Here is a 24,305-nt window from a genome sequence, read left to right as displayed (position 1 = left end):
TGGTGATTTCTCCAATTGATTTTCCGGTGTAGCGGTTTCCGACGTCTCGGAAAACCAAGTAGTTCTCTCAAAGTTACCTCTATTAACGACACCAAATTCAGAAGCTTTAGAAAAAAGTTTAAAAAAATAACATTGCGAGATTTAGCTAATAAAATTGAAGAAAAGTAAGAAAAAGTGCTCAAGTTTCCACAAATCGAGCCGAGAGGGCTAAACTGTATAGAAAACCAGTAAAAGGAAACAATTAAAGGTAAGTTCGCAGACGATAGACGTGAAGATTAGAAAAGAAAAAGCCCCTTTTCCTTTGAGAGAACTGGGGCTAGGTTGGTCGCCAGAGCCTATGTGGAGATCAAGAGAAATGAACACATTTCCGGCATACCGAGTGCAACTTTACATTGAAAATGATTGGCAGGTGAGAGATGAGAGAGCCGCTCATTCTATTGTAAAGCTGCTTGCCAAAAGCCTGCATTCCCATCCACGTCTGAATGTATTGAGTACAGGCTAAGTAAACTACTGCAATAGTGACATTGCAGAGTTTGGCAACTGTTTCGCTTGAGCAAGAATCGATGTACCTGCTTGTTGCAAAATTTGTGCTTTGGTCATTTGCGTGGTTTCTTTCGCAAAATCTGTATCTTTAATTCGGCTGTTCGATGCGTCAACGTTTTCTTGGATGTTTGCCAAGTTGTTGATGCTGTGACTCAGACGGTTTTGCTTCGCACCTAAGTCTGCACGTTGCGAGTCTACGTATTTCAGTGCCGAATCCAGCACAGAAATCGCGTTTTGAGAACCTTGTACCGTGGTCATATCAATATCTTGTACTGACGTTCTGATAGGTTCATCACTCAGGCCAAGCTCAGATGCTAATCCACCAGAAATAGAAATCTCACCCTGAACGTTTGGATGCGCGACAAAAACTTGCAACTTGCCATCTTCACTTACAGACGCATTAATCATATCAGACTGACCATTAATGTAAGTGGCAAGCTCTTCGATGTCGTCGCCCACTTTGGCATTAATGTTGATTTCTAGATCATCAACATTGCCGTCTTCGTCTTCACCCATACCTGGTAGCGTGATCTTCAAGTCAGATTTAGCTGGGTCAACGCTCCAGTTTTTATCTTTACCGTTCTCAGATAAGAAGGTCACACCGCCCATGCGAGTATCGTCCGCACGAATGCTGGTGAGTCCCATGATCATGGCTTCACCTGAGCTCGCACCAATCTGGAATGCCGCTTCACCGAATGAGCCGTTCAATAGACGACGACCACCAAATGAAGTGGTTTCTGCAATACGGTTTAGCTCGTCAATCAATGCCATTGACTCTTCGTTGATCGCCTGACGCTCAGCTGGAGAGTTAGTACCGTTCGATGATTGAATCGCAAGGTCACGCATTCGTTGCATGACAGAGGTTGCCTCATTCATCGCACCTTCAGCGGTTTGTGCAATCGAGATACCATCGTTCGCGTTACGCATTGCCACATCTAGGCCACGAGACTGTGCAGTTAAGCGGTTAGAGATCTGTAGACCTGCCGCATCATCTTTTGCACTGTTAATCTTATGTCCTGAAGATAAGCGCTCCATCGACGTGTTTAATTCATCAGTCGCTTTGTTTAGGTAACGCTGCGCGGTCATCGCGGAGACGTTAGTACTAACTGTTACAGCCATTTTGCTCTCCTGTTGAGTTCGCAAGCTTTTGCGAAGCGGCCAGCTTTACTCTCATTTGGATAAGCACTGACCGTAAAAGTTACTTGCTAAATCTGCCTTAAACGCAGGGTTTAGAATCTCTAAATCTGTTCTGATATTTTCAATACAATTTGTGTGCCAACTTGCGTGAATTATTTAACTACTTTTAAAAGAATCAAATAAACAATAAGTTAGCTTTATCATTAAGCTATTTCCGGTTTGTCAGCCTCATCTTAGCCCAAGGGTATTGAACGCTGCCCTGTTGCCGCCCGACTTGCCTCCCGCATCATTGCCGCTTTGGGTAAAATCGTGCCGCATGACATCTCAGACTCTCAGGTTACGTCGACTTATCGCGCTTAAGGCTTTGCACATAAGGCATCAAAATCAGACAATGTGTATGAGTGTCATACTAGATGTAGTTAAACAACGTTAGATCTTTGGTCTTACCGAATGCTTGTTGCGATGCCTGTAACGCTCGCGAGTTTTCACTGAACTCGATCACGGCTTTGGAGTAATCCAAGTCCTCAAAGTTGCTCTTCGCTTTTGCCAGAGACAAATTAAAGTCTTCATGATTTTGCTCTTGGATATCCAGCGTACTCAATCGAGCACCGGCATCTGTACGCGCTTTATTCAAATGGATAAAAGCAGCGTGGAATTCTTCTGTCATTTGGTGCAATTTGGCGGTCGCCGACGTATCCGAAACCGATTTGTCTGACCATGCCATTGCATCCTTGAAGGTATCGAAAATGCTGAACTCTGCCCGCTTTTCGATCTCAATGCTGTCACCAGGCGTAATTTGGCCTTTTACATGCACTTTCAGGCCTTTGTATTCAATCCCTTTCTCTGGAGAAAACTCATCGGCATCCACTACTTTGCCGTTACGCTCTAATTGGTAACCAAATTTGCCGTTATTCATATCGACAAATGTCACGCGATACGCCGCATCATCCTTAGCGTCAACGTTAGTAGCTTTGTTTAGCAACAGCTCAGAGCCATTTTGTAGATCGTAATTCGGCTGATAGTCGCCAAATGGGTTTGGTATCTCCATAAACAGCTTGCTGCCAGGATCGTTCATTGGCATCTCAAGCATGCTAGAAACTTTCATTTTGCGCTGATAATCGTCCCCAGCGTATTGCACGCTACCATCTTTATCGCGATAAAATGGTTGGCTTTTTGGCTTAGTGCCAGCAAACACGTAGTTACCAGATTCATCTTGCGAGTTCACCAAGTTAAGGAAGTTGTTCGCAATCTCTTCTAGCTCACGCTTCTTTGCTTGTCGGTCTTCAGCAGAAAAGGCACCGTTAATCATCTCCATCGTTAAGCGCTTCGACTCGTCGGCAAAATTCTCCGCATTGGCGATATTAACTTCGTGGTTTTCTAGACGATTACGCACCAACACTATCGAGCTAAGATATTGTTGTAGCTGTTCTTGTTGCTGACTAATGTTTTGGATGTAATGCGCAGCGAGGGGGTCGTCACTAGGTTTCAGTAACTTTTTCCCTGAAGCAAGTTGCTCTTGGTTGTGGTGAACCTTATTCTCTTGACGACGCAGATCATTTTGTACGGACTGATAGTTATGGAAACTAGAAATTCGGGTTAGCACTTATCTCTTCTCCTTACCTCAGTTGTAAAATGGTATTGAAGGTATCATTCGCCGCTTGCATCACACGTGATGAAGCCATGTACGCTTGTTGAAACTTCATCATGTTGGCCGCTTCTTCATCGAGGTTAACGCCAGAAATAGAAGCAACGCGCTCTTGCGCCGCTTCATGCTCTAAACGAGCGACGGAGGCTAAACGGTTTGCTGTAGAAGATTTCAGTCCAACTTCAGTATTGAGGTTATGATAAACATCGATCAAGGTACTGGATTTTCCATCCATCATCTTGTCTGTTTGGATCTTCTGCATTTTTCTCAAGTTGCCGTTACCACCTTCAGAAGGCACCAAGTTTGCGGTGAATTTATCATTCATCAGTGCGCCTTCGCTCAACTCAAACACGGTTGCATCGCCGTTTTTATACAGCGGATGGCTTTTCGGCACTGAGATTTCAATCATCGGGTTATCTTTATCTAACGGGTATGAGTATTTGTCCGATAGTAAATTACCCTTGTTATCCGTGATCTTTAACCACGGCTTATCATGCTTCTCGTCGGCTGGTTGTACGGTAACCTCAAACTCTTTAACATCCCCCGCCTCACGAATTTTAAACTTGGCGTTACCTTGGGCAAAAGTGGTTGAGGCTTCATAACTTTGTGCGGCAATAGCTTTTGCGTCATTGGTTTCCATCTTTATGATGGCTGCACCACTTCTCGTTGGGCGGAGCAATACGCGCTCACCGACGCCAAGGCCTTCACCAATTTGCACTTTCATACCATCCAGAACAAACGACGAATCCGAACGGTCGATGTTCAACGACATTTGCTCACCTTTCGGTGTTGTCACGCTGTATTGGTCGCCATCAAAACGCAGCGAATATTCACCACCTTTGATCGCGGAAATGTCCTCGATGTAAACCGCAACATCAGCTTGTGAGTCAGGCGCAGCAAAAACTCGAGATTTTGCCACCAGCTCAGAGTTCACGTCGGTAAATACGTCTTTACCTATCTTGCCGTTGAGATCCAGACCTTGAGATTGCAGCTGATTAATTTTGTAGGAAAAGCCCGTCGCTAAACGGCCCATTTCATCTTGCAGTTGTGGGATGTGTTTGTCGCGCATTTCAAGTAAAGCGCCGATTTTGCCATCCATATCATCAGACTTGATCGCTTTAATGCCATTCCCTTCCACCATTGCTAATCGTCTTTGATGAACATCCGGATAGCCATCGATCATTTTGAGCTGGCTTGCTTCCGTGCCAGAAACAAGAGTGTGTCCATTGCCGATATGAACATTAAACCCTTCCGCATTTTTGCGTGGGGTTACGGTAACTTTGGTGTACTCTGACAGCTCAGTAACCAGCTTTTCATGCTGATCCATCAGGTCATTATGTGGACCGGGAGTACGCATCATCAGTCGATGAATATCGCGAATTTCCAACGCAAGTTGGTTAACGCGCTCAATGCCCATATCCAATTTTTTATTGGTGACATCAGATTGCAGTCGCACGGTTTCGTGGAAATCATTTAATGTATCAGAGAAGATTTTCGCCTTTTCCAATACCACTTTTCGTGCCCCTAAATCGTTCGGGGTATCTGCCATGGTTTTTACCGCATCGAACCACTCATTCAGGTTCTCAGGAATTTTCTTCGATGCCACTGAACTCAACATGCTAGAGAGCATATCAAGATTGTCTTGGGTATCCGTTTTGTTGGCATTGTTGGTCGACGACAGGTTCAGTTCATTCACGGCAAACTGATCCCACGAGCGGCGAACATTTTCCACATGCACACCCATGCCGTAGGTAGAACCACCAAACATGCGCGGATCATTCGTGCCTTGGATAACAGACTGACGGCTATAACCCTCTGTATTAACATTAGAAATGTTATGACCAGTGGTGTTTAATTGTCTCTGAGCAGTAAGCACACTTTGAGTACCTACATTCAGAAGATCTGACGCCATACATGCCCCCGAAAACGAAATATAAATCGGCAAAACCGATCACCTAGACACATTAAAAGCAAAAGATGTGCCAAGTGATAGAAAGGCGTAGATGTTCAGATAAAGTGAAGGCTTGCACTATGGCAAGCCTTCGAGAACGTCATAAATTGTCGCAGAGACATTACATACTTTCGATTTTATCCTTCACCTGCAGGACTTTATCTGCGTAATTCGGATCGGTCGCGTAACCCGCACTGTGGATACCGCGAATAAACAACTCTGAATTCCCGCGTTTCTGCAATGCTGTCTCGTAACGTGGGTTGTCATTCAAAAATCGTACAAAGTCATTAAAGCTGTCTTCGTAACTTGAGTAGGAGCGAAACGCTGCCGTCTCTTTCACTGGCGTGTTATCGTGGAACTCTAAAGTTTGAGTCGTCACTTTGTCACCCTGCCAGCTTCGATCTGCTTTGATATTAAATAAGTTGTTGCTGCTGCCACGCGCGTTCTTCACGACCTTTTGTCCCCACCCCGTTTCCAAAGCGGCTTGCGCAAGTAGCAGAGATGGCTCGACACCTAAGGCTTTCGCAGCTTTCTCCGCGTATGGCTTCATCGAGTTAACAAAGGATTCTGGTGAATCGAATCGAGTGGGTTCATTGCTTGGTCGAGATAGCTGACCAGACTCAATCAAGCGCTGTTCAATCTCGCGCGCTTTTTTCGGGTCAACACGACGATATTCCGCAGCATTGTTTGCCGCATCACGCATAGCCGTTTCTTTTTTGTCGTTCCCTTGCCCAGCCGTTAATTGCTTAACAATCATATCGGCCAGTCCCATTGAACCAGACGAACTCAATTCACTCGCCATCTGTTCATCCAACATTTGTCGATAGAACTTCTCGTTTTGGCTGTTCATCATGTTGGACTCAAAGCCCTCATTGGCTTCTCGCATGGATTTCAACATCATGGAGGTGAAAATAGATTCGAACTGACGAGCTGCTGCACGCAGTGCTTCTTGCTCGCCATCTTTACCTTCCTTCACTGCTTTTTGACGCAAGGTATCCAGCGAACTGATGTCATGAATAAAACCAATGTCGTTAGGATTGTTCATTATACCTACCTCCTAACCATTAAATGATGATCAACTGGCCTTCAATGGCACCAGCTTGTTTCAATGCTTGCAAGATAGCCATCAAATCCGACGGCGCTGCGCCGACTTGATTCACTGCACGGACCAAATCATCCAACGTTAAGCCTGGCTCAAACTTAAACATCTTGCCCTGCTCTTCGCTGACTTCGATATCCGAGTCTGGTACGACAACGGTTTGCCCACCAGAAAAGCCGTTAGGTTGGCTAACATTCAGGTTTTCTTTGATCGCAACCGTCATGCCGCCATGCGTTACTGCTGCAGGTTTAAGACGCACATGCTTACCAACTACGATGGTGCCCGTTCGTGAGTTAACGATGATTTTGGCTGCACCATCTGCTGGGTCGAACTCTAGGTTTTCGATTGCCGATAAGAACGCAACACGCTGGCTGACGTCACGAGGAGCACGCACGCGCACTGATGTCGCGTCAACAGCGCTCGCCATTTGTGGGCCAAGGAAGTTGTTTACCGCATCCGCCATACGTTGAGCCGTTGTGAAGTCTGACTCAAGCAAGTTGAACGTGATGTAATCGCCACGACCAAATGGGTTTGGAATTTCGCGCTCTACTGTCGCACCACTAGAGATAAGACCAACGGTTGGATTGTTACCTACGATTTTTGAACCGTCAGCACCTTCAGCACTGAAGCCGCTCACTACTAAGTTACCTTGAGCAACCGCGTAAACTTGACCGTCGAGACCTTTGAGGAACGTTTGCAGCAAGGTGCCACCACGCAAACTTTTAGCACTTCCGATGGAAGAGACAGTCACGTCCACTTGCTGACCCGGTTTAGAGAAAGGCGGCAATTCGGCCGTAACCATGACTGCGGCAACGTTTTTAATTTTTGGCTTTGTGCCCGGCGGCATCTGAATGCCGAAGTTTTGCAGCATGGCGGCGAAACTTTGCTCTGTAAACGGGTTCGCTTCACCCGTACCAGGTAAGCCTGAAACCAAACCATAACCCACGAGTTGGTTGCTTCGTACACCTGCCACTTGCGCGACGTCTTTGATACGTGCGGCTTGGGCTACGGTAGAAAACAGAGCAACGCTCATCAGTACTAAAAGGAGTTTTTTCATGCTTACTTATCTCTTGCAGTCAAATTGCCGTCAGCACGGCGTGTTATAGCGCTACATTAAAGAATCGTGCCAAGAAGCCTGGCTCTTGCATATCTTGTTGCAAACCAGTGCCAGAGTACTGAATTCTTGCGTTAGAAACGCGATTTGATGCAATGGTGTTGTCGAAATTAATATCATCCGGACGAATAGTGCCACTTAAACGTATGTACTCATCACCCGTATTTAGCGTCATCCACTTCTCACCGCGGATCACGAGGTTGCCGTTTGCCAGTACTTCGATCACCTCAACAGTGATGTAACCACTGATGCTGTTGCTCTGCTTTGCAGAAGAGTCACCTGCAAATGAGTTGGAGTTGTTTAAGTCATAAGAGAAATTATATTTTCCGCCAATTTGCAGCTCTTCTCCGCCCACTTGAAGCGGGTCCATTTGCGCTTCATTGGTTTTCGATAAATCGGCATTTGCGCTTTTCGTCGCACTGGTTGTCTCATCCAGTGTTACGGTAATAATGTCGCCAATACCACGTGGTTTAGAATCGTCGTATAGGTCGGTAATGTGCTCGGCGCTAAACAACGAACCTGTTGCAGCAGCGTAATGCTCAGGCTTGTTTTTCGGATGAATTGGAGCCCAAGCAGGGTCGCCAGCAACCGGATCACTTCTACCACGTAAAGTATCTACAATACCGCTGCTCTCTTCTTTCGATTTATCGCCTTCTACTGCGTCGACCACAGTGGTTGCTTGTGTCACTTCATCCGTTTCAATCGGTTCCAACATGGCACAGCCCGACATCGTAGCAATCAAAGCGAGTAGGCAAATACGTTTCATCGTGAGCTCCTCAAATCTTGCTCTTAATCGTTACAATTGCTGGTTAACGAAGCTCATCATTTTATCGACTGACGAGATCACTTTTGAGTTCATTTCGTAAACGCGCTGGGCTTCGATCATGTTGACCAACTCTTCCGTTACATTCACGTTGGACGCTTCCAGCATGGATTGACGAATTTCACCCAGACCGTCCAAACCTGGAACACCCTCTTGTGGATCGCCACTGGCACCCGTTGGTAAGTAAAGGTTCTGACCAATTGGCTCTAGGCCACCCGGGTTAACAAAATCTGTAATGGTTAACTGACCAACGACTTGGTTGTCTTGCTGCCCTCGGACGCGAACCGACACTTCACCATCCGTACCGACAGTAATAGAAATCGCATCTTCTGGAATCACAATTTCAGGCTCTACAGGGTAGCCAGAACCCGACGTGACTAACGTGCCTTCACCATTTAGCGTGAACTGACCGTTACGGGTATAACCGATGTTGCCGTCCGGCAATGTCACTTGAAAAAAGCCGTCGCCTTCCACCATCATGTCCAGTGCGTTGGTCGTTGTCTGTGCATTGCCGTGCGTGTGCACTTTTTGCGTCGCAACCACTTTAGAACCCGCACCTAGCATCAAGCCACTTGGCAGTTCCGTGTTCTGAGATGACTGGCCGCCAGGCTGGTTGATGTTCTGATAGAACAGATCTTCGAATACTGCACGGCTCTTTTTGTAGCCGACAGTAGAGGCGTTCGCCAAGTTGTTCGAAATCGTGGCAATGTTGGTTTGTTGGGCGTCTAGACCTGTTTTACTTACCCATAGTGCTGGATGCATAGTGAACCTCTAACTCTGTTAACTCATACGAAGCAGTGAATCTGAAGATTTATCCATTTCTTCAGCTGTGCTCATCATCTTGACTTGCATTTCAAACTGACGTTGTAAGTCAATCAATGCGGTCATTTCACCTACGGCATTCACGTTACTGCCTTCTATCGCTCCCGTCTGGAGGCTAACAGTCGCGTCTGCTTCGTAAGGTTGGTTTGGAGTTTTATGGCGAAATAAGCCATTGGTGTCTTTAAACAAGCTTTGATCATTAGGCTTAACAAGCTTAATGCGATCAACCGCTTGGAATTCTTCTGCCGGGGCACCTTGAGGAAGTACAGAGATGGTGCCATCCCGACCGATTTCAATTTTGGAGAGAGGGATAGGCAAAGTAATCGGCGCGTCGTTTTCACCCAGCACCAAATGACCACTTGCGTTGGTAAGCATGCCATTTTGATCGACTTTTAGGTTGCCGTTACGGGTCAACCCTTCTTTCCCTGTATGATCGAGTACCGATATCCAACCGCTGCCTTCAATCGTCACATCCAGATCACGCCCTGTTGTAATCACGCTACCTTGAGCAAAGTTATGCCCTGGACGCTCTGTCATGCTGAATACACGTGAAGGATGGCCTTCACCATAAGCCTGCATTGAGCGAGCCTGTGCTAAATCAGCCCGAAATCCGGTCGTGCTTACGTTAGCCAAGTTATTAGCGCGCAATTGTAGTGCCTGCATATTTTGCTTGGCGCCACTCATTGCGAGAAACAGTGCGCGATCCATAAATTACTCCAAAAAATCTCTCTGTACACGGAGTAAAAAGCAATAGTTATGCCAAAACAAAAATAGACTTATTAATCAATACTTTGAATTAAAAATCAACAATGAAAAGAGGTCAATAGAGGCAGAAAACTGTAACGAGAGGCAAGGTTTTGATCCATACGGCGGCAACAGCGGCAAATCGTAGATCAAAGCATGCTTAGCCTGAGTGAGGTGTATTCAGGCTAAGCATCAGATGAATGTCATGATGAAAATGAACAAAGCGGCAATTACTAAGAAGCAATCACACGCCATTGCTTACTCAAGCAGAGTATCGAATGACCCAGCTAGTGCTCTAGCGGATCTGTAAGATATTCTGTTGTAGTTGGTTGTGTACTTCTAGCGAACGTGAGTTTGCTTGGAAGTTACGCTGAGCAGAGATCAGGTCCACCAACTCCTGCGTCATATCAATGTTTGACTGTTCCAGCATACCGTTATTGATGGTGCCGAAAGAGCCTTTATTTGATTCACCCCAGATCTTGTCACCAGAGAACTGCGTTGAATCCCATTGAGTGCCGCCTTTCTTATCCAGACCTTGCTCGTTTGGAACACGTACGAGAGCAACACGACCCAATGTAACGTTTTCACCGTTTGAGTAAGTTCCCAATACGCTGCCGTTTTCATCGAAGTCAACTTTGGTTAGGAAGCCCGTCGTTGCACCGTCTTCGTCAAACTTAGTCAGTTCGAACGGAGCCGCAAACTGTGTTGCTGAGCCTAAGCCGAAGTTAAGCGTCTGCGCAGGATCGGCACCATTCATATCGACTGGTGTCGTGTTCGTCGCCGGATCGCCCAGAGCCACAGAAGTGATTGGCTGACCATTGTTCAAGCTCGCCAACGTACCATCGTTGTTGAACTTCATGGTATGCCCCACATGACCTGTTGGCGTTTGCGCATCACCAGCCGCAACATTTAAAGGCTTTTCACCTTCTTTATCTGTCACGGTGTAGTAAGTGTTCCATGTATTTGGCTGAGTCTGATCTTTCAAGTAATACGTCGTTAGCTTGTAAGACTGACCCATCGAGTCATAAATTGTCGAAGAGGTTGAACGGTTGTATGTATCTGGGTCTGAAAAATCAAACTGCGTTGGATCTTTCAAATCGCCGTTCGCTGGCAAGTTCACACCCACTTCAATGTTTGCTGTTTGTTTTGGCTTACCAAATTCAGCAGGAATATTGATGGGTTGTGGCTCGTATGAAGAAACCTCACCAGAGCTTGGGTCCACTTGGTAACCTAATAAGAACTCATCGTTCGCGGTCACCATGTAGTTTTCTTTATTTAAGTGAAATGCACCATTACGTGTCAGTTCATTCTGTTGTGGAGTTAGACGCTCTTTCGCTACAGCGAAAAAACCTGTCCCCGAAACACGCAAATCCATTGGGTTGTTGGTGTAAATGCTAGAGCCTTCATGGAACTGCTGTGCCACTTGGCTTGCTTGCGCACCACCACCCGGTGTGGTTTTTGCGTTAGTAAATAAAGAGTTAGAGTAGACATCAGCAAACTCAGCACGGGACTCTTTAAAGCCGTAAGTGTTGGCGTTCGCAATGTTGTTACTGGTGGTGTTCAAATCCAGTTGGGCGGCGGACAAACCGCTTAAAGATACATATGACATTCCAAAATCTCCTAATCTAGCGAGCTATGACTACGCTTTGCCGACTTCCAATACTTCTGCAAGTCGAACTGGCGATTCAAAACCAGCCAGATTGAGTAATACGTTTCCGTCACCTTTGCCAAGCAATACGCTGTTTACGTTGGCGTATGTCGATACTGGGAACTCTTGCGACTCCCCTTCAACTAAGCCAGACGCTTTCACTTTGTATTTGCCAGCTGGCAGTGGATTTCCGCTTTCATCTTTACCGTCCCAAAGCACACGCGTGTCGCCGGCTGGTTTCGCCCCTACCTCAAAGGTACGAACCAGTTGGCCAGCTTCATCCTCTACACGAACAAACAGATTATCGATAGATTGTGAAAGCTTAACCATTGCCGCCATTGGTGCGTCGTCCTGCTTCACACCTGCTGCTCCTGGGACCAATACGTCACGCCCTACCAAAGAGGAAGCTTGTAACGCTTGATTTGATGTCATTGACGAATTCAAACTCTCAAACTGAGTGTTCATCTTGCCAATGCCATCAACGGTCGCAAATGAAGCCATTTGCGCAATCATCTGGTCATTACTTACCGGCTTAAAAGGGTCTTGCTGAGACAGTTGCTTCGTGAGCAATGATAAGAAGTCTTCCTGTTTTAGGTCCTGCTTACCCGTGCTCTCTTCCGCTTTCTTGTTACTCTCTTGTAGACTTTTAAGCTGGTCGATATAGGACAAGCCGCTTTGACCAACGTTGTTAATTCCGGCCATACGCTACCCCCTTATCCTTATTGACCCATCTGCAGCGTACGCAGCAGCATTTGTTTACTAGAATCAGCGACTTGTACATTAGTCTGATATGCACGAGAAGCTGAAATCATGTTTGCCATTTCTTCCATTACATTGACGTTAGGCTTGTAGATGTAGCCTTCTTCGTTTGCAAGGGGATGGTCTGGGTTGTACTCCGCATTCAGCGGTTTATCACTTTCTACAATACCCATCACTTTCACTGGCACCGTATCACCGCCACGCATGGCGTTACTTAACTCTGCACCAAACACTGCATGACGCGCTTTGTAAGTGTCTTTCGCAGAGCTGCTGACACTGTCGGCGTTCGCCAAGTTGCTTGAGGTAGTATTCAGACGAACGGATTCAGCGCTCATTGCGGAACCTGTCACATTGAAAACGTTAAATAAGCTCATCTAAATTATTCCCCTTTGATTGCTTTGGTTAAGTTCTTGAATTTGCTGCCTAGAAAGTCGAGTGATGCTTGGTGTCTGATTTGGTTTTGCATAAACAAGTTACGCTCTAAATCCAAGTCTACCGTGTTGCCATCTCCCGTATCTGGTTGCGTAGGAAGACGATATAACTTGTCCCCAACCAACGTTGTAGTGGCAGGAATATGCCGACCATCTGTGCGACTAAGACCAATGCTTGCCCCAGATGTTGCCGCTTGCAATTCCTTCGCAAAGTCTAAACCTCTTGCTTTGTAACCAGGCGTGTTTGCTTGTGCGATATTGGTGGAAATCACCTCTGCATTGCGCTCACGTACGCCCACCGTGTGCTGGTGGATCCCTAGTGCATTGTCAAAAGATATAGCCATGTTTGCCTCTACAATTAAGAACTGACCGTGATTGATAACCAAAAAGCAATTAGCATGCCAAAACCTAAAGCATTACACCAACCTAGTGGTTACCGTGAATTGAAATAGCAATAAGTGAGCCAAAGTAACTGGAATGTCATGTCGTATCACTTTGTTCACTTAATAAAGATACACCGTGTTGAGGGCACAAGGCAAAAACGCGCTTCAACTAATTGAGTGATACATGAAACGCTCGGCGCAGAAAGGTAACAAACAAAAAAGCCTGACACGAAGTCAGGCTTTTCTATCAATGAAGAGATACCGCTATTTAAGCTTGTAAATGATGCCCGGATTACAGCGCACCATTTCAAATTTATCAGTCAGACCAGTTAGCGACTCTGATGCCCCTAACAGCAAGTAGCCACCAGGGTTTAAACTGCTCGCCATTTGGTTAAGCACTTTAGATTTCATTTCTGGAGAAAAGTAAATCAATACGTTACGACAGAAAATGATGTCGAACTTACCCATCAGTGCGTAACTGTCCATCAAGTTTTGTGGACGAAAGTTCACCAAACGCTTGACGTTATCTTTGACTTTCATGCGACCACCGTCCGCATTTTCAAAGAAGGTGCGACGACGTTCTGGTGAAAGCCCGCGACCCAAAGCCAAGTTGTCGTACACCCCTGCACGACACATCTCGAGCATACTTGCCGAAATATCTGTGGCTGTAATGGACACGTTTGGTAACAAGCCCGGCTTGCGCTGTTGCGTTTCCAGGATCGTCATTGCAATAGAATACGGTTCTTGGCCCGATGAACTGGCAGCAGACCAGATCTTAATTGGGCGCTTGCTTGCCGCTACTTCTGGCAATAATTTGTCAGCTAAAACCGTGAACGGATAAGTATCTCGAAACCACAAGGTTTCGTTAGTCGTCATCGCATCCACAGCGGCGACTCGTAATTCTCGATTACGCCCTGTAACAACATCACGTAGCAAATCTGATAACGATGCGAGCTTAAACTTCGTCACTAAAGGACTCAGTCGGCTACGCACGAGGTATTGCTTGCTATCACCTAACACGATGCCACATTGCGATTCTAGAAAACGGCTAAAGTCACGATACTCTTGATCACTGATTGTAATAGCAGTCATTAATGTCTCTTTTATTGTGTTAATGCAGATTTAACCGCGTTACCCAACTCATCTGGGTTAAATTTCGCAATGAAGGTGTTGGCACCTACACGCTCAACCATAGCTTGGTTGAATACACCACTTAATGAAGAATGGAGGATAACATAAAGGTCTTTCAAATCGGCATGTCTGCGAATTTCAGCCGTTAAGGTATAGCCGTCCATTTCTGGCATTTCAATATCGGAAATAACCAACGAAATTTGATCGTAGATATTGCCTTCTTGAGCCATTTCAATCAACTTATTGTACGCTTCTTTGCCGTCTTTGACAGATACGACCTCAAAACCGATGGATGTAATCGCACGCTCTACCTGTTTACGCGCGACCGTCGAGTCATCAGCAATCAGTATGCGGCGTACAATAGGCTTTTCTTGTTCTGCTTGTGCGATTTCTTCGCCAATAGCGGAATCCATCGTTTCATCAACTGGCGCAATTTCTGCCAGGATTTTTTCAACGTCAAGGATTTCAACCAGCTCATTGTCAATGTTTGTCACGGCAGTCAAGTAGTGCGCTTTACCTGCACCGTCTGGCGGTGGCAAAATCGCTTCCCAATGCATATTGATAATACGCTCAACCGATGATACCAAAAATGCTTGGATCGTACGGTTAAATTCTGCAATAACAACAAAACATTTATCTAAATCAGTGGTTGGGCGGCCACCAATTGCCAGGCTCAAATCAATAACGGACACGGTATGGCCGCGGATATGAGCGATACCTTTAACCAGAGGGTGTAGATTTGGCATTGAAGTCAGCTTAGGGCACTGTAGTACTTCTTTCACTTTGAATACGTTAATGCCGTAGCGCTGTCGGCCCATCAGTCGAAAGGTCAATAATTCCAATCGGTTCTGACCGACGAGTTGCGTACGCTGATTCACCGAGTCAAGAATCCCCGTCATATGCTCATCTCCATCTCAAACTTTTTGTTTTTAAATGATACTCTACCACTGGCAAGCACGATACCAGGGAGACAGTATGGCGTATTTCACTTTCACTTCGACACCATTGACTATGACAATATGTAGAGCGCTAATTACAAAGTACGCTAAGTCTATCGGCATTTTGCTCAGTATGTTTAGCTTTTTTGTTCATTCAGCTTCAGATAATCAGATCGAGCAAATAAAAACAGCAGCAGAACAACATATTCTTGCTACGGTTGATCAGCCTGATGGTGGCGAGCTATCTGTTAATGCGGCAGAGATCGACTCGAGAATAAAAGCAACGGATTGCCCTGTTCCGTTAGATACATCTGCCTCTTCCACCAGCAGCACGAGAAGTAACATCAATGTGTTAGTGGAATGCCAACCGGATGACTGGAAAGTCTATGTTCCTGTGAGGATCTCGGTATCAGTACCAATGATCGTCGCGACACGAACACTAGGGAGAGGAGAAATCGTCAGCGCATCGGATGTTACCACTTCCATGATCGAGCTACAGCGCTTTCGTAAAGATGGATTTTCTAGCTACGATCAAGTGGTTGGGGCAAAGCTAAAGCGTAATGTTCGCTTAGGCGATGTCGTAGAGAGAAATGATGTTTGTGTGGTATGCCGAAATGAAAAGGTCATTATCAAAGCGGTGAATTCTGGCATGACGATCACAACGCAAGGCACAGCATTGCAGGATGGTTCAGCTGGCGATCAAGTAAGAGTGAAAAATGATAAGTCACAACGTATAATAGAAGGCATAGTGACTGACATTGCGGAAATCACTGTTAATTTTTAATACCCACTGGTAGCGTGTTTAAACTGATCAATAAAAATGCAAAAAATGACTAAAGTTATTTTTGCGCTGGTCGATAGTCTGGATACCAGTATTACGATACAAGGCAAAGGTTAAACATGGCAGGTATAGATAATATACGTTCAGGGCAAATGATGACGACAACAAGTCGCGCACCTGCACGTAACGATTCCAATGCTACCAGCACAACAGAATCAAAAAAGGCGCCAGCGCAACAAGACGCAGTATCACTCAGCCAGCAAAGTAAAGCCGTCAGTAAACTCCAGAAGGATATGGCAGCTTCTCCGGCATATGACAGCGCCAAAGTTGCAGCAATCAAAGAAGCTATCACAAACGGTTCATACAAAGTCGATCCTGAAAAATTGGCTGACAACATGATTAAGTTTGAAAACGAATTGCAAGGCAAAAGCTAACTGACTTAGGCCGAAGGTAAGTATTTTATGGCAGCATTAGTCGATCTCGTTAATTTCCAGCTAGAAAATGCTAAGGCACTTTCCGCTGTTTTACGCCAAGAAACACAAGCAATAACGGCGCGTGTCTCTACCGAGATTGAGAGCATTGCCAAACAGAAGATGACGCTCATTGATCAGCTCAGAACAACTGATCAGCGAATCGCCTCTCACCCGCACGTCAATCAACTTACTGAAGATGAGCACCTAAGTCAGGTTGTTGCTCAGATCCAATCGATCGTCCTCGACTGTCAACAAGTTAACCAAGTAAATGGCGAATCGCTTAGTCGCGCACAGCTGAGCTTCAATAAACTCAACAACATGCTCCAGCGAACTCATGGCAAAGTGGGCATGACCTACAATGCGGGCGGAAAAACCCACACCATCTCGACGCTTGGCACCAATATAAAAGCTTAAACGTCACTCCTACCCTCAATTCCCGCGCTCACGTAGATATAAAAAAGCGACTCATTGTTACCAGTCAGCCGCTCAAAAAGATTATCTGTCTAGTGAAATGGTTTAAAACAAAGTTTGCTGACGCTTCTCAGGCACCTGCTGAACTTCTCCATAATCACGTAGCTTATCCATCTTACGGATATCCAGACGCAGCTCAGTCACATAACTGTCTTCAACAAGATAACTACGCACAACTTCTGCACCACGAATTACACCATCGACGGCACCAGTGGTGCTTTCAATACCCAAACGCTGGTCTTGCAGCTCTGCACGTCCACTAACACGCATGCCATAAACTTGCTCTGCTAGCTCACGATAAGCATCAATTTTTGATGCGCGCATTGCTCGTACACGCTTTTCTTCTACTGTGCGGCCTGTTTGCTCACTGACGCTGGCGTAGCCCACCGCCACTAAGATTTCATCTTGACGCATCTGTTGTAATGGCTGACACCCAACCAATATCAGTGTGGCAACAATAAATAATAACTTCTTCATGCTTCTATCCTATGGACGGAGAATCACAGTGTACGGCTGACGAATGGTAGGGTCAGAACGAATCAACACACCATCTTGTGTGCGGATGCTATTTAACGTATCTAAGTCACGCCCAATACGGTCAGCCGGAAGGAAACCTTGCGCTGTCGCTACAACTACACGGCTTTGCATGCCAACCACGCGTGCATTGACAAGCACTCCCCCCTCTTGGCGCAGCATCGTTCCGGTCAATACATACTGAATTTGCTGCTCTTGAGCTAAATCTTGCCAATCACGACTTAAAGCAAAATCGCCCTGTTGCGTCACTTGAATAGAGCCCGTAGTTTTGAAATCAACCACTTTAAACCCTCGGCGCTGAAACTGATGGATAAAACCTTCAGAGACCGAGTTACCTAACCAGTTTGTTGCATCCATATTTTGTAGATCAACAAACGAGGTAATCGCAATCGGTGTCCGCGCTGATACTGCCACATTAGAAACCATCAGGTCTTCTGTCATGCTCTCAATGAAAAAGTCCATCGTATGACGCGGACTATCCATCAGCATGAACTGGCTTCCCGAGTAAGGTTCTTTACCATTGTAAATCGGTGAGTACGCGCACGATGTCAGAAGCGTCATCATCGATGCAGCGACAAGCCACTTTTTCATGGTTTGATTCTCCAGATAATCTTAGGTGATACCGTTCTTTATTAATTCCTTTCCAAGAAAGTGAATATTGGAACAGTCTTTGCTTTTCTTTGTTTGCCTAACGAAGAAAAACCCACCAAACTTCACTGAATTTGTTAAAGCAATATTTATACCCGAACGGTTGTAACCAATGAAAAAAATATTAAACAGTCTGTTTTCAATCACTTTAGTGATGCTTCTGCCTTTTAAGGTAATGGCATCTTGGTATGAAGTCACAGGCGTTGCCACCATCGTTTCTTCAGAAGAGACGGCAAGGCTCCATGCGTTGGAAGACGCGCTGTTCAAAGCCGTCAATTTTTCGGGCGCAGATATTGGCAGTATTAGCAACTTGATGCCGCTATTAGAAGAAAGTCGCAACGAATACCAGTTTACCAATCATGAAGTCCGTTACATTTTGGTGGAGTCTGAACGCAAACGTCGCGGTAAAGTCGAGGTAAAAATCCGCGTTGATATTTATCCATCGGCAACGGGTTGCCACACCGATCAATACAAAAAGACAATGCTGGTCGGCAATATTGAGGTCGCATCACCACAACAAGCAGTGATGGGACAAATTTATCAAGTTGGTGACGATTTTAGCCACGTAGTGAACCGTCAACTTGATCAAACCTCACGCAGCTTTGTGTCTGTTGGTACAACGGACTACTCAATAAGCAGCAACTATCCTGCTCGCACTCAAATGATCGCGCAAGACAATGGCGCACAATACATCATTGGAGGGGTCATTACCGATCTCACTGCAACGGTCGAATCTCAACTATTGCAAGATGACATCATCAATCGTCAGTTTGCGTTAGAAATGAAAGTATTTGATGGTAAAACTGGCCATGAAATCTTCAACAAAGCCTACCGTGAGGTCGCGCGTTGGCCATTTGCTAAGACGAGTCAAGTGGACACTCGTAGTGCACGTTTTTGGGCATCGACCTATGGCGAGATGATGCTTCGCGTTAGTCGCAATATTATGTTGGATCTGGAGTCGGAGCTATCTTGCAAAATTACACTGCCAGAGGTTGTGGCAGTCTTCGGTAATACCGTAACGATGGATCTCGGCCGTATGCACGGCGTAAAAGAGGGAGACAAATTGCAGCTTTGGCACACCGCGTCGTTTATCGACCAAAATGGATTGCCAAGAAACAAAGTCTCGCAAAGCGAAATTACATTAACGGTATCACGCATATACGAACACGAAGCGGAACTGACGATTGATCAGCCAAATTTAGCATCTAGCGTTCAAATTGGCGACGTAATGAACAAGATCCTATAAAAGCAAACATTAAGTCTTGAGATATGCTCACTTTTGAATATCATAGGCAGCGCATCTTATTTGATTATACCAATGACCGTAGCGAATCGTTCAACGTGATGCTGATACAGATCTGGTAGATTGCTAGATTTGAACTCAGTAAAACAGTGCAATGAACTGCAACTATTGGTATTACGCCCCCATGGCACAGCTGGATAGCGCAGTCCCCTCCTAAGGGACAGGTCGTAGGTTCGAATCCTACTGGGGGCGCCATATCATAGCCTTAGCTCCCACTTGAGCTAAGGCTTTTTTGTATCTTCAATTTCAAGCCTCGCACTGCTCCCCCTAGTACACCGTGTTAGATAATCTTCCCAGTAATCAATATGATCGGATCGGGTGTTTCGGTTACGGGATAAACCCTTCTACTGATCTGACTTCTTCCCCTTGAAATCATTTCAACAAGCCCTATTTACAGTTTTGTATTTTATTACTTTAATTATCTATGAGTTTTGCTTACCCTTTTAGCTATTAATAAAATTATTAGTTAGCACTATGTCTAAGAGCAATTTAATAACTAACACTGGACACCGCTTTATTTCTAAAGGCAAGACAGCCTTTAAGATACATATCCATACCCCCGAGGATACGGTACTACACCGCTCGGTAGGATTTGTTCGTATTGGAGAAAAGAAAGGCTTACAAAAAGCCATTAAGCTGAGAAACGAGTTAGGCCGGCAAATGTGGGGCAAATTCTGGCGACGTCTTTTGAAAGACCCTTACCTAATGACTAGGCTTCCACATAGCGTTGAGCCTAAAATCGTTCACAAGCCTAACCCTACTCTTGAAAACCCTGACAACCGAGATACGTGTTACATCGCCAAGTGGCGAGAGTTCAATGATGACGGTGAGTATAAATATAAAACGGTGGTTCGCTCTATTAGTAAGTACGGCAAACTTGCCGCCTACATGCAAACCAAAAAAGCGTTGTTAGAAGCACATAAAGATAACTTGGAGATCCTGACATTTATGGGGCGTTTAAACAGCATTGATCTTAAGTAATACCTGGCCACTTTGAACATTTCAGTCAGTTTTTTGAAGAGAAATAAAAAGCCCCAAAGAGCGAACTCTTTGGGGCTTTCAGCTTCAGTCTTCTATACTACGGTCGAATAGGAGCTTATTGCTGAACTTGGTATTCAAATTCTGGAACAACGACTTCTACGCGACGGTTTTGTTGACGACCTTCACGAGTGTCGTTTGAAGCGATTGGGTTGTTTTCACCTTCGCCACGAGCTTGGATACGTGATGAATCAATACCTTTTTCAACGAGTGCGTTAGCAACAGACTCAGCACGTTTTTCAGAAACTTTTAGGTTGTAAGCTGCTGGACCAGACGTATCTGTGTAACCTACAACTTCAACGTTCGCTTGTGGGTGCTCGTTTAGGAAAGCAACTAGGTTATCAAGTTTTGCAGCGCTCTCTGGTTTTAGAGTTGTGCTGTTTAGATCGAAGCTACCTGTGCCAATTGTTTGAGTTTCGAATGTTTTCGTAACTACAACTGGCTCTTCTACCACTTCTTCTACAACCACTTCTTCAACAACAACTGGCTCTTCTACGATTACTGGCTCATCGTTGCCGCCGAATTTGAAAGAAACACCTAGTGTTGCAGTGTTACCTGTCGCACGAGTTACATCGTTGCTGATGTCAGTCAGTGTTTGGTATTCCGCACGAGCTGTTACGTTTTGGCTTAGGTTGAATTCAAGACCAGCTGCGCCTAGGTAAGAGTAATCATCTTTGCCATCAAACATTACGTAAGCGCCACCCACTTTACCGTAAAGTGCGATGTCTTCAGTGATTGGTAGGCTAAATTTAGGAGCAAGAGTGATTGCTTCTACGTGGCCACCGAAAGAAGTTTGGTTAAAATCACCGATGTTGTCGAAACCCGCTTCTACTGCGAAGTATTTATTCATTTCGTAACCAACAAAAGCGCCAAGAGTAGAATCGTCTTTGTCACAAGCCTGGCCCGCTACACACGCGTCTTCCATCCATGACTTACCCATCTTACCACCAACGTATACTTCTGCTTGTGCTGCTGAAGCCATAAGTAGAGACGCTGAAATTACCGCTGCTAATTTTTTCATTATTGATTCCTCTAAAGAAGTTCTTTTGTTAGATGCCGAAATGCGCCGTCTGACTGACGTTGTATTTCAATTCTTTTTATTCATTCCTTGAGTGAGATACTTAGTCAGCTTCTTTTTATGCACATGCATTTTTTTTATGGAAGCAACTTACGTACATTTCCTGTTCAGAGATACATATCGCCATCTCGGTATCGCTGACGGGATGAACTATAACGCTAAGAAATCGCGAGAAAAATCCCAATTCTGTCAATTTATTGTCATCAAAAATCTCGACAACATGTGATCTTAAGCAAAAAAATCCCCACGCAACCACGACGCAAACGTTTGCTTTAATTTTTTGAACAACATAGCTAAAGCAAAGGTTTTTCTTAAAAATGAGACAAATAAAATGGAACTTTAAGGAGCATGGATAAAAATCAATCAGATATTTGATATGTAATCGCTCGTTTTTTATTCACGCCAACGATATTTGGATTAAAAAATCTTATCCATATTGAGGTAAATTACAGGTGAAACCATCTCTTCATTCACCAATATGAGAGAAAGTTTCTCGTTATCTAAATTGAAGATACAAAAAAGCCGCGGTTGCTCACCGCGGCTTTGTGACTATTTATTCAAAAGAACGTTCAGTTCAAAGCAATTATGCGTTTGCTTCACGCTCAGCAATGAACTCAAGCGCCATCTTAATGCGAGCAATACAACGCTCTTTTCCAACCAGCTCCATTACTGCATCGACAGAAGGAGACTGACCGCCGCCTGTTACAGCAACACGTAATGGCATACCGATTTTGCCCATGCCGATTTCCAACTCTTCACATACTGCTGCGATAACGCCATCTTTGATGTTCGCTGTCGTCCATTCAGTTAGTGCTTCCACTTTCGCTAATGCAAGTTCTAGAGGCTCTTTAGCCACGCCACGCAGGTGTTTCTTCGCTGCGCCCGCTTCAAACTCAGAGAAATCTTCATAGAAGTAACGGATTTGCTCAGCTAGCTCAACTAGTGTGTTGCAACGCTCACCCACCAGCTTGATCACGTCAGTAATAGCAGGACCATTCGTTACGTCTAGTTTTTGTTGGTCTAGATGCCATTGTAGATGCTCAGCAACGTACGCAGGATCTGAGTTCTTGATGTAGTGGTTGTTCAACCATTGCAGTTTGTCAGTGTTAAAAGCAGACGCTGACTTAGATACTGCGTTTAGGCTAAATAGATTGATCATCTCTTCTTGAGAGAAGATTTCTTGGTCCCCATGAGACCAACCAAGGCGCACTAGGTAGTTGTTTAGTGCCGCAGGCAGGTAGCCCATATCGCGGTATTGCATGACTGATACAGCGCCGTGACGTTTAGACAGTTTCGCGCCGTCATCACCCAGGATCATTGCACAGTGTGCAAATGTTGGTACTGGCGCACCTAGTGCTTCGTAGATGTTGATTTGACGAGGCGTGTTGTTGATGTGGTCTTCGCCACGAACAACGTGAGTGATACCCATGTCCCAGTCATCCACTACTACACAGAAGTTGTAAGTAGGTGAACCGTCAGTACGACGAATGATTAGGTCATCCATTTGATCGTTGCGGATTTCAATGCGACCACGGATTTGATCATCAAATACTACGCTGCCTTCTTTCGGGTTACGGAAACGGATAACACATGGATCGCCATCTTTTGCCGCTTCGTTTGCTGCTTTGATTTTTGGATGGTTAGCATCGTAGCGAGGCATTTCTTTATTTGCTTCTTGCTCTGCACGGATTTCATCTAGCAGCTCTTTAGACGCGTAACATTTGTAAGCTTTGTCTTCAGCAAGAAGCTTATCAACCATTTCGTTGTAACGGTCAAAACGTTGAGTTTGGTAGTAAGGACCTTCATCCCACTCCAAGCCTAGCCATTCCATGCCTTCAAGAATTGCATCAACCGCTTCCTGAGAGTTACGCTCAAGGTCTGTATCTTCGATACGTAGAACGAATTCACCACCTTGGTTTTTAGCGTATAGCCAAGAGTAAAGTGCAGTACGCGCACCACCAACGTGTAGATAGCCAGTTGGGCTAGGAGCAAAACGAGTTTTAACCGTCATTTGAGTTCCTTAGGGGTAATGAGCAACGAGAGATCTCTCGTTGTAATGTCAAGGATAAAAGTGGCGACATTTTACCACCGTAAGTCAATTCTACAATCGGTTTGACAACAGAAATAAAAACAGGGCAGAACCAAAAAGGCACAGCCCTGCTATTTACTGTTAAAGCACGAGACGAAATTACTTCAGGTTACGCATTGCCCATTGCATAAATTCTTGCTGCTCTTCACGGCTCAATTCATTAAACGATGCTTTGATTGTTTTGGTTTCCGCTGGAGAAGACGCAATGCTTGCCTTAGTCGATTCTTTATTCATTGCGTTATTATAGTCGGCAACTTCTCGTTCGTAATCACGAAAACCTTGCAAACCACCTTTACGAAGTTGAACCATAGAGAATGCCACTTCTTTTCCGTTTTTGTCTTTCAATACCACTTTAGGATCGAGTTCGAAGGCTCTCGCCTCTTCAATAGTACGGAATGTTTGATAAGTCAGAGAAAGCTCGGTGTCTTTTTCTGCATCAAACTCTAATACCAGCGGCTGCGAATCGAATTTACGGCGCTTTCCATCTTCAAATACGATTTGTCCAACCGTTACCGCTAATTGGTTTTCCCCATCTTTTAACTCGATGCTGTTGTTCTTGGATATCCACTCAGGGTAGACGAACTCGCCGTTGAGAACGCGAGGAACTAATTCAGATTGCAGAGTGAGTTGAGCAGCAAAAGCTGGCGCCGAAAGCATTGCGCAAAGTCCGAGAAGTGTCGTTGTTTTTTTCATCATGGTTTCTCACTTTATACCAATTTAGA

Annotated in this window: 24 protein-coding genes and 1 tRNA gene; 6 read left to right on the top strand and 19 right to left on the bottom strand. The window is 45.2% G+C overall.

Annotated features, from left to right (window positions below; all coding sequences use genetic code 11):
* Positions 1-507: 507 nt before the first annotated feature.
* The 14 genes from R7Z10_RS21250 to R7Z10_RS21185 form a co-directional block, all read right to left on the bottom strand.
* Entirely contained in the window at positions 508-1,662 is a 1,155-nt protein-coding gene (locus R7Z10_RS21250) for a flagellin (RefSeq protein WP_064369047.1), read from the bottom strand.
* Between the two features lie 427 nt (positions 1,663-2,089).
* Positions 2,090-3,283 carry a flagellar hook-associated protein FlgL gene (gene flgL / locus R7Z10_RS21245; RefSeq protein ID WP_005382037.1) on the bottom strand — a complete coding sequence of 398 codons (1,194 nt, stop codon included), beginning with the start codon at positions 3,281-3,283 and terminating at the stop codon, positions 2,090-2,092.
* A 13-nt stretch (positions 3,284-3,296) separates the two neighbouring features.
* Positions 3,297-5,237 (bottom strand): flagellar hook-associated protein FlgK, encoded by a 1,941-nt coding sequence (flgK, locus tag R7Z10_RS21240; protein ID WP_318105871.1) that lies wholly within the window; start codon positions 5,235-5,237, stop codon positions 3,297-3,299.
* Between the two features lie 160 nt (positions 5,238-5,397).
* Positions 5,398-6,324, bottom strand: coding sequence for a flagellar assembly peptidoglycan hydrolase FlgJ (gene flgJ / locus R7Z10_RS21235; protein WP_115385802.1), 927 nt, complete (start codon positions 6,322-6,324; stop codon positions 5,398-5,400).
* Positions 6,325-6,340: 16 nt separating this feature from the next.
* On the bottom strand, positions 6,341-7,432 hold the full coding sequence (locus tag R7Z10_RS21230) for a flagellar basal body P-ring protein FlgI (protein ID WP_005393118.1): 1,092 nt from the start codon (positions 7,430-7,432) through the stop codon (positions 6,341-6,343).
* Positions 7,433-7,475: 43 nt separating this feature from the next.
* Positions 7,476-8,255, bottom strand: a complete 780-nt coding sequence (gene flgH, locus R7Z10_RS21225) for a flagellar basal body L-ring protein FlgH (protein ID WP_005382033.1) — start codon at positions 8,253-8,255, stop codon at positions 7,476-7,478.
* Positions 8,256-8,285: 30 nt separating this feature from the next.
* The gene (flgG, locus tag R7Z10_RS21220; protein ID WP_005382032.1) at positions 8,286-9,074 is read right to left on the bottom strand and encodes a flagellar basal-body rod protein FlgG; all 789 of its coding nucleotides are present in this window, start codon (positions 9,072-9,074) and stop codon (positions 8,286-8,288) included.
* Positions 9,075-9,092: 18 nt separating this feature from the next.
* Positions 9,093-9,842: a flagellar basal-body rod protein FlgF gene (gene flgF / locus R7Z10_RS21215; protein WP_005382031.1), complete on the bottom strand. Its 750-nt coding sequence runs from the start codon at positions 9,840-9,842 to the stop codon at positions 9,093-9,095.
* A gap of 331 nt (positions 9,843-10,173) precedes the next feature.
* The gene (flgE, locus tag R7Z10_RS21210) at positions 10,174-11,487 is read right to left on the bottom strand and encodes a flagellar hook protein FlgE (protein WP_005382030.1); all 1,314 of its coding nucleotides are present in this window, start codon (positions 11,485-11,487) and stop codon (positions 10,174-10,176) included.
* A 30-nt stretch (positions 11,488-11,517) separates the two neighbouring features.
* A complete protein-coding gene (flgD, locus tag R7Z10_RS21205; RefSeq protein WP_005382029.1) occupies positions 11,518-12,228 on the bottom strand; it encodes a flagellar hook assembly protein FlgD in 711 nt (236 codons plus the stop codon).
* Between the two features lie 17 nt (positions 12,229-12,245).
* Complete coding sequence (gene flgC / locus R7Z10_RS21200) at positions 12,246-12,659, bottom strand: flagellar basal body rod protein FlgC (protein WP_005382028.1); 414 nt, start codon at positions 12,657-12,659, stop codon at positions 12,246-12,248.
* A gap of 5 nt (positions 12,660-12,664) precedes the next feature.
* Entirely contained in the window at positions 12,665-13,060 is a 396-nt protein-coding gene (gene flgB / locus R7Z10_RS21195) for a flagellar basal body rod protein FlgB (protein ID WP_005382026.1), read from the bottom strand.
* A 303-nt stretch (positions 13,061-13,363) separates the two neighbouring features.
* Positions 13,364-14,191 (bottom strand): protein-glutamate O-methyltransferase CheR, encoded by an 828-nt coding sequence (locus R7Z10_RS21190; RefSeq protein ID WP_005382024.1) that lies wholly within the window; start codon positions 14,189-14,191, stop codon positions 13,364-13,366.
* Between the two features lie 11 nt (positions 14,192-14,202).
* Entirely contained in the window at positions 14,203-15,129 is a 927-nt protein-coding gene (locus tag R7Z10_RS21185; RefSeq protein ID WP_005382022.1) for a chemotaxis protein CheV, read from the bottom strand.
* Positions 15,130-15,205: 76 nt separating this feature from the next.
* On the opposite strand from R7Z10_RS21185, the gene flgA reads away from it, so the two are divergent.
* From flgA to R7Z10_RS21170, 3 genes are all read left to right on the top strand, one after another.
* A complete protein-coding gene (gene flgA, locus R7Z10_RS21180; protein ID WP_005382020.1) occupies positions 15,206-15,952 on the top strand; it encodes a flagellar basal body P-ring formation chaperone FlgA in 747 nt (248 codons plus the stop codon).
* A gap of 116 nt (positions 15,953-16,068) precedes the next feature.
* Positions 16,069-16,383 carry a flagellar biosynthesis anti-sigma factor FlgM gene (flgM, locus tag R7Z10_RS21175; RefSeq protein ID WP_005382018.1) on the top strand — a complete coding sequence of 105 codons (315 nt, stop codon included), beginning with the start codon at positions 16,069-16,071 and terminating at the stop codon, positions 16,381-16,383.
* 27 nt (positions 16,384-16,410) lie between these two features.
* The gene (locus R7Z10_RS21170) at positions 16,411-16,836 is read left to right on the top strand and encodes a flagella synthesis protein FlgN (protein ID WP_005393142.1); all 426 of its coding nucleotides are present in this window, start codon (positions 16,411-16,413) and stop codon (positions 16,834-16,836) included.
* A 102-nt stretch (positions 16,837-16,938) separates the two neighbouring features.
* Here R7Z10_RS21170 and flgP read toward each other — a convergent pair whose 3' ends face one another.
* Together flgP and R7Z10_RS21160 are read right to left on the bottom strand one after the other, a co-directional pair.
* Positions 16,939-17,370 carry a flagellar assembly lipoprotein FlgP gene (gene flgP / locus R7Z10_RS21165; protein ID WP_005382014.1) on the bottom strand — a complete coding sequence of 144 codons (432 nt, stop codon included), beginning with the start codon at positions 17,368-17,370 and terminating at the stop codon, positions 16,939-16,941.
* A gap of 9 nt (positions 17,371-17,379) precedes the next feature.
* Positions 17,380-18,018, bottom strand: a complete 639-nt coding sequence (locus tag R7Z10_RS21160; RefSeq protein ID WP_005382013.1) for a FlgO family outer membrane protein — start codon at positions 18,016-18,018, stop codon at positions 17,380-17,382.
* A gap of 169 nt (positions 18,019-18,187) precedes the next feature.
* Between R7Z10_RS21160 and R7Z10_RS21155 the strand changes: the two genes are divergently transcribed.
* The 3 genes from R7Z10_RS21155 to R7Z10_RS21145 all read left to right on the top strand — a co-directional run bounded on the left by R7Z10_RS21155 (position 18,188) and on the right by R7Z10_RS21145 (position 20,359).
* Positions 18,188-19,321 carry a flagellar assembly protein FlgT gene (locus R7Z10_RS21155; RefSeq protein ID WP_025768949.1) on the top strand — a complete coding sequence of 378 codons (1,134 nt, stop codon included), beginning with the start codon at positions 18,188-18,190 and terminating at the stop codon, positions 19,319-19,321.
* A gap of 175 nt (positions 19,322-19,496) precedes the next feature.
* Positions 19,497-19,573: transfer RNA gene (locus tag R7Z10_RS21150), tRNA-Arg, on the top strand.
* A 279-nt stretch (positions 19,574-19,852) separates the two neighbouring features.
* The gene (locus tag R7Z10_RS21145) at positions 19,853-20,359 is read left to right on the top strand and encodes a hypothetical protein (RefSeq protein ID WP_005382011.1); all 507 of its coding nucleotides are present in this window, start codon (positions 19,853-19,855) and stop codon (positions 20,357-20,359) included.
* A 115-nt stretch (positions 20,360-20,474) separates the two neighbouring features.
* On the opposite strand, the gene R7Z10_RS21140 is transcribed toward R7Z10_RS21145, so the two are convergent.
* The 3 genes from R7Z10_RS21140 to R7Z10_RS21130 form a co-directional block, all read right to left on the bottom strand.
* Positions 20,475-21,437 carry an OmpA family protein gene (locus tag R7Z10_RS21140; RefSeq protein ID WP_005382010.1) on the bottom strand — a complete coding sequence of 321 codons (963 nt, stop codon included), beginning with the start codon at positions 21,435-21,437 and terminating at the stop codon, positions 20,475-20,477.
* A 640-nt stretch (positions 21,438-22,077) separates the two neighbouring features.
* On the bottom strand, positions 22,078-23,505 hold the full coding sequence (gene gltX, locus R7Z10_RS21135; RefSeq protein WP_005384075.1) for a glutamate--tRNA ligase: 1,428 nt from the start codon (positions 23,503-23,505) through the stop codon (positions 22,078-22,080).
* A 177-nt stretch (positions 23,506-23,682) separates the two neighbouring features.
* Positions 23,683-24,279, bottom strand: a complete 597-nt coding sequence (locus R7Z10_RS21130) for a DUF2057 domain-containing protein (protein WP_005382008.1) — start codon at positions 24,277-24,279, stop codon at positions 23,683-23,685.
* Positions 24,280-24,305: the final 26 nt, after the last annotated feature.

Source organism: Vibrio sp. Vb1018, assembly GCF_033338775.1.
Lineage (GTDB): Bacteria > Pseudomonadota > Gammaproteobacteria > Enterobacterales > Vibrionaceae > Vibrio > Vibrio alginolyticus.
Note: the sequence above shows the minus strand (reverse complement) of the source record. Positions and strands in the feature narration are given on the sequence as shown.

What these genes read in the sequence shown, in the direction of transcription:
- R7Z10_RS21250 (WP_064369047.1), bottom strand. Translation starts at nt 1,662, where the DNA reads ATGGCTGTAACAGTTAGTACTAACGTCTCCGCGATGACCGCGCAGCGT.
- flgK (WP_318105871.1), bottom strand. Translation starts at nt 5,237, where the DNA reads ATGGCGTCAGATCTTCTGAATGTAGGTACTCAAAGTGTGCTTACTGCT.
- R7Z10_RS21230 (WP_005393118.1), bottom strand. Translation starts at nt 7,432, where the DNA reads ATGAAAAAACTCCTTTTAGTACTGATGAGCGTTGCTCTGTTTTCTACC.
- flgH (WP_005382033.1), bottom strand. Translation starts at nt 8,255, where the DNA reads ATGAAACGTATTTGCCTACTCGCTTTGATTGCTACGATGTCGGGCTGT.
- flgG (WP_005382032.1), bottom strand. Translation starts at nt 9,074, where the DNA reads ATGCATCCAGCACTATGGGTAAGTAAAACAGGTCTAGACGCCCAACAA.
- flgF (WP_005382031.1), bottom strand. Translation starts at nt 9,842, where the DNA reads ATGGATCGCGCACTGTTTCTCGCAATGAGTGGCGCCAAGCAAAATATG.
- flgE (WP_005382030.1), bottom strand. Translation starts at nt 11,487, where the DNA reads ATGTCATATGTATCTTTAAGCGGTTTGTCCGCCGCCCAACTGGATTTG.
- flgD (WP_005382029.1), bottom strand. Translation starts at nt 12,228, where the DNA reads ATGGCCGGAATTAACAACGTTGGTCAAAGCGGCTTGTCCTATATCGAC.
- flgC (WP_005382028.1), bottom strand. Translation starts at nt 12,659, where the DNA reads ATGAGCTTATTTAACGTTTTCAATGTGACAGGTTCCGCAATGAGCGCT.
- flgB (WP_005382026.1), bottom strand. Translation starts at nt 13,060, where the DNA reads ATGGCTATATCTTTTGACAATGCACTAGGGATCCACCAGCACACGGTG.
- R7Z10_RS21190 (WP_005382024.1), bottom strand. Translation starts at nt 14,191, where the DNA reads ATGACTGCTATTACAATCAGTGATCAAGAGTATCGTGACTTTAGCCGT.
- R7Z10_RS21185 (WP_005382022.1), bottom strand. Translation starts at nt 15,129, where the DNA reads ATGACGGGGATTCTTGACTCGGTGAATCAGCGTACGCAACTCGTCGGT.
- flgA (WP_005382020.1), top strand. Translation starts at nt 15,206, where the DNA reads ATGGCGTATTTCACTTTCACTTCGACACCATTGACTATGACAATATGT.
- flgM (WP_005382018.1), top strand. Translation starts at nt 16,069, where the DNA reads ATGGCAGGTATAGATAATATACGTTCAGGGCAAATGATGACGACAACA.
- R7Z10_RS21170 (WP_005393142.1), top strand. Translation starts at nt 16,411, where the DNA reads ATGGCAGCATTAGTCGATCTCGTTAATTTCCAGCTAGAAAATGCTAAG.
- flgP (WP_005382014.1), bottom strand. Translation starts at nt 17,370, where the DNA reads ATGAAGAAGTTATTATTTATTGTTGCCACACTGATATTGGTTGGGTGT.
- R7Z10_RS21160 (WP_005382013.1), bottom strand. Translation starts at nt 18,018, where the DNA reads ATGAAAAAGTGGCTTGTCGCTGCATCGATGATGACGCTTCTGACATCG.
- R7Z10_RS21155 (WP_025768949.1), top strand. Translation starts at nt 18,188, where the DNA reads ATGAAAAAAATATTAAACAGTCTGTTTTCAATCACTTTAGTGATGCTT.
- R7Z10_RS21145 (WP_005382011.1), top strand. Translation starts at nt 19,853, where the DNA reads ATGTCTAAGAGCAATTTAATAACTAACACTGGACACCGCTTTATTTCT.
- R7Z10_RS21140 (WP_005382010.1), bottom strand. Translation starts at nt 21,437, where the DNA reads ATGAAAAAATTAGCAGCGGTAATTTCAGCGTCTCTACTTATGGCTTCA.
- gltX (WP_005384075.1), bottom strand. Translation starts at nt 23,505, where the DNA reads ATGACGGTTAAAACTCGTTTTGCTCCTAGCCCAACTGGCTATCTACAC.
- R7Z10_RS21130 (WP_005382008.1), bottom strand. Translation starts at nt 24,279, where the DNA reads ATGATGAAAAAAACAACGACACTTCTCGGACTTTGCGCAATGCTTTCG.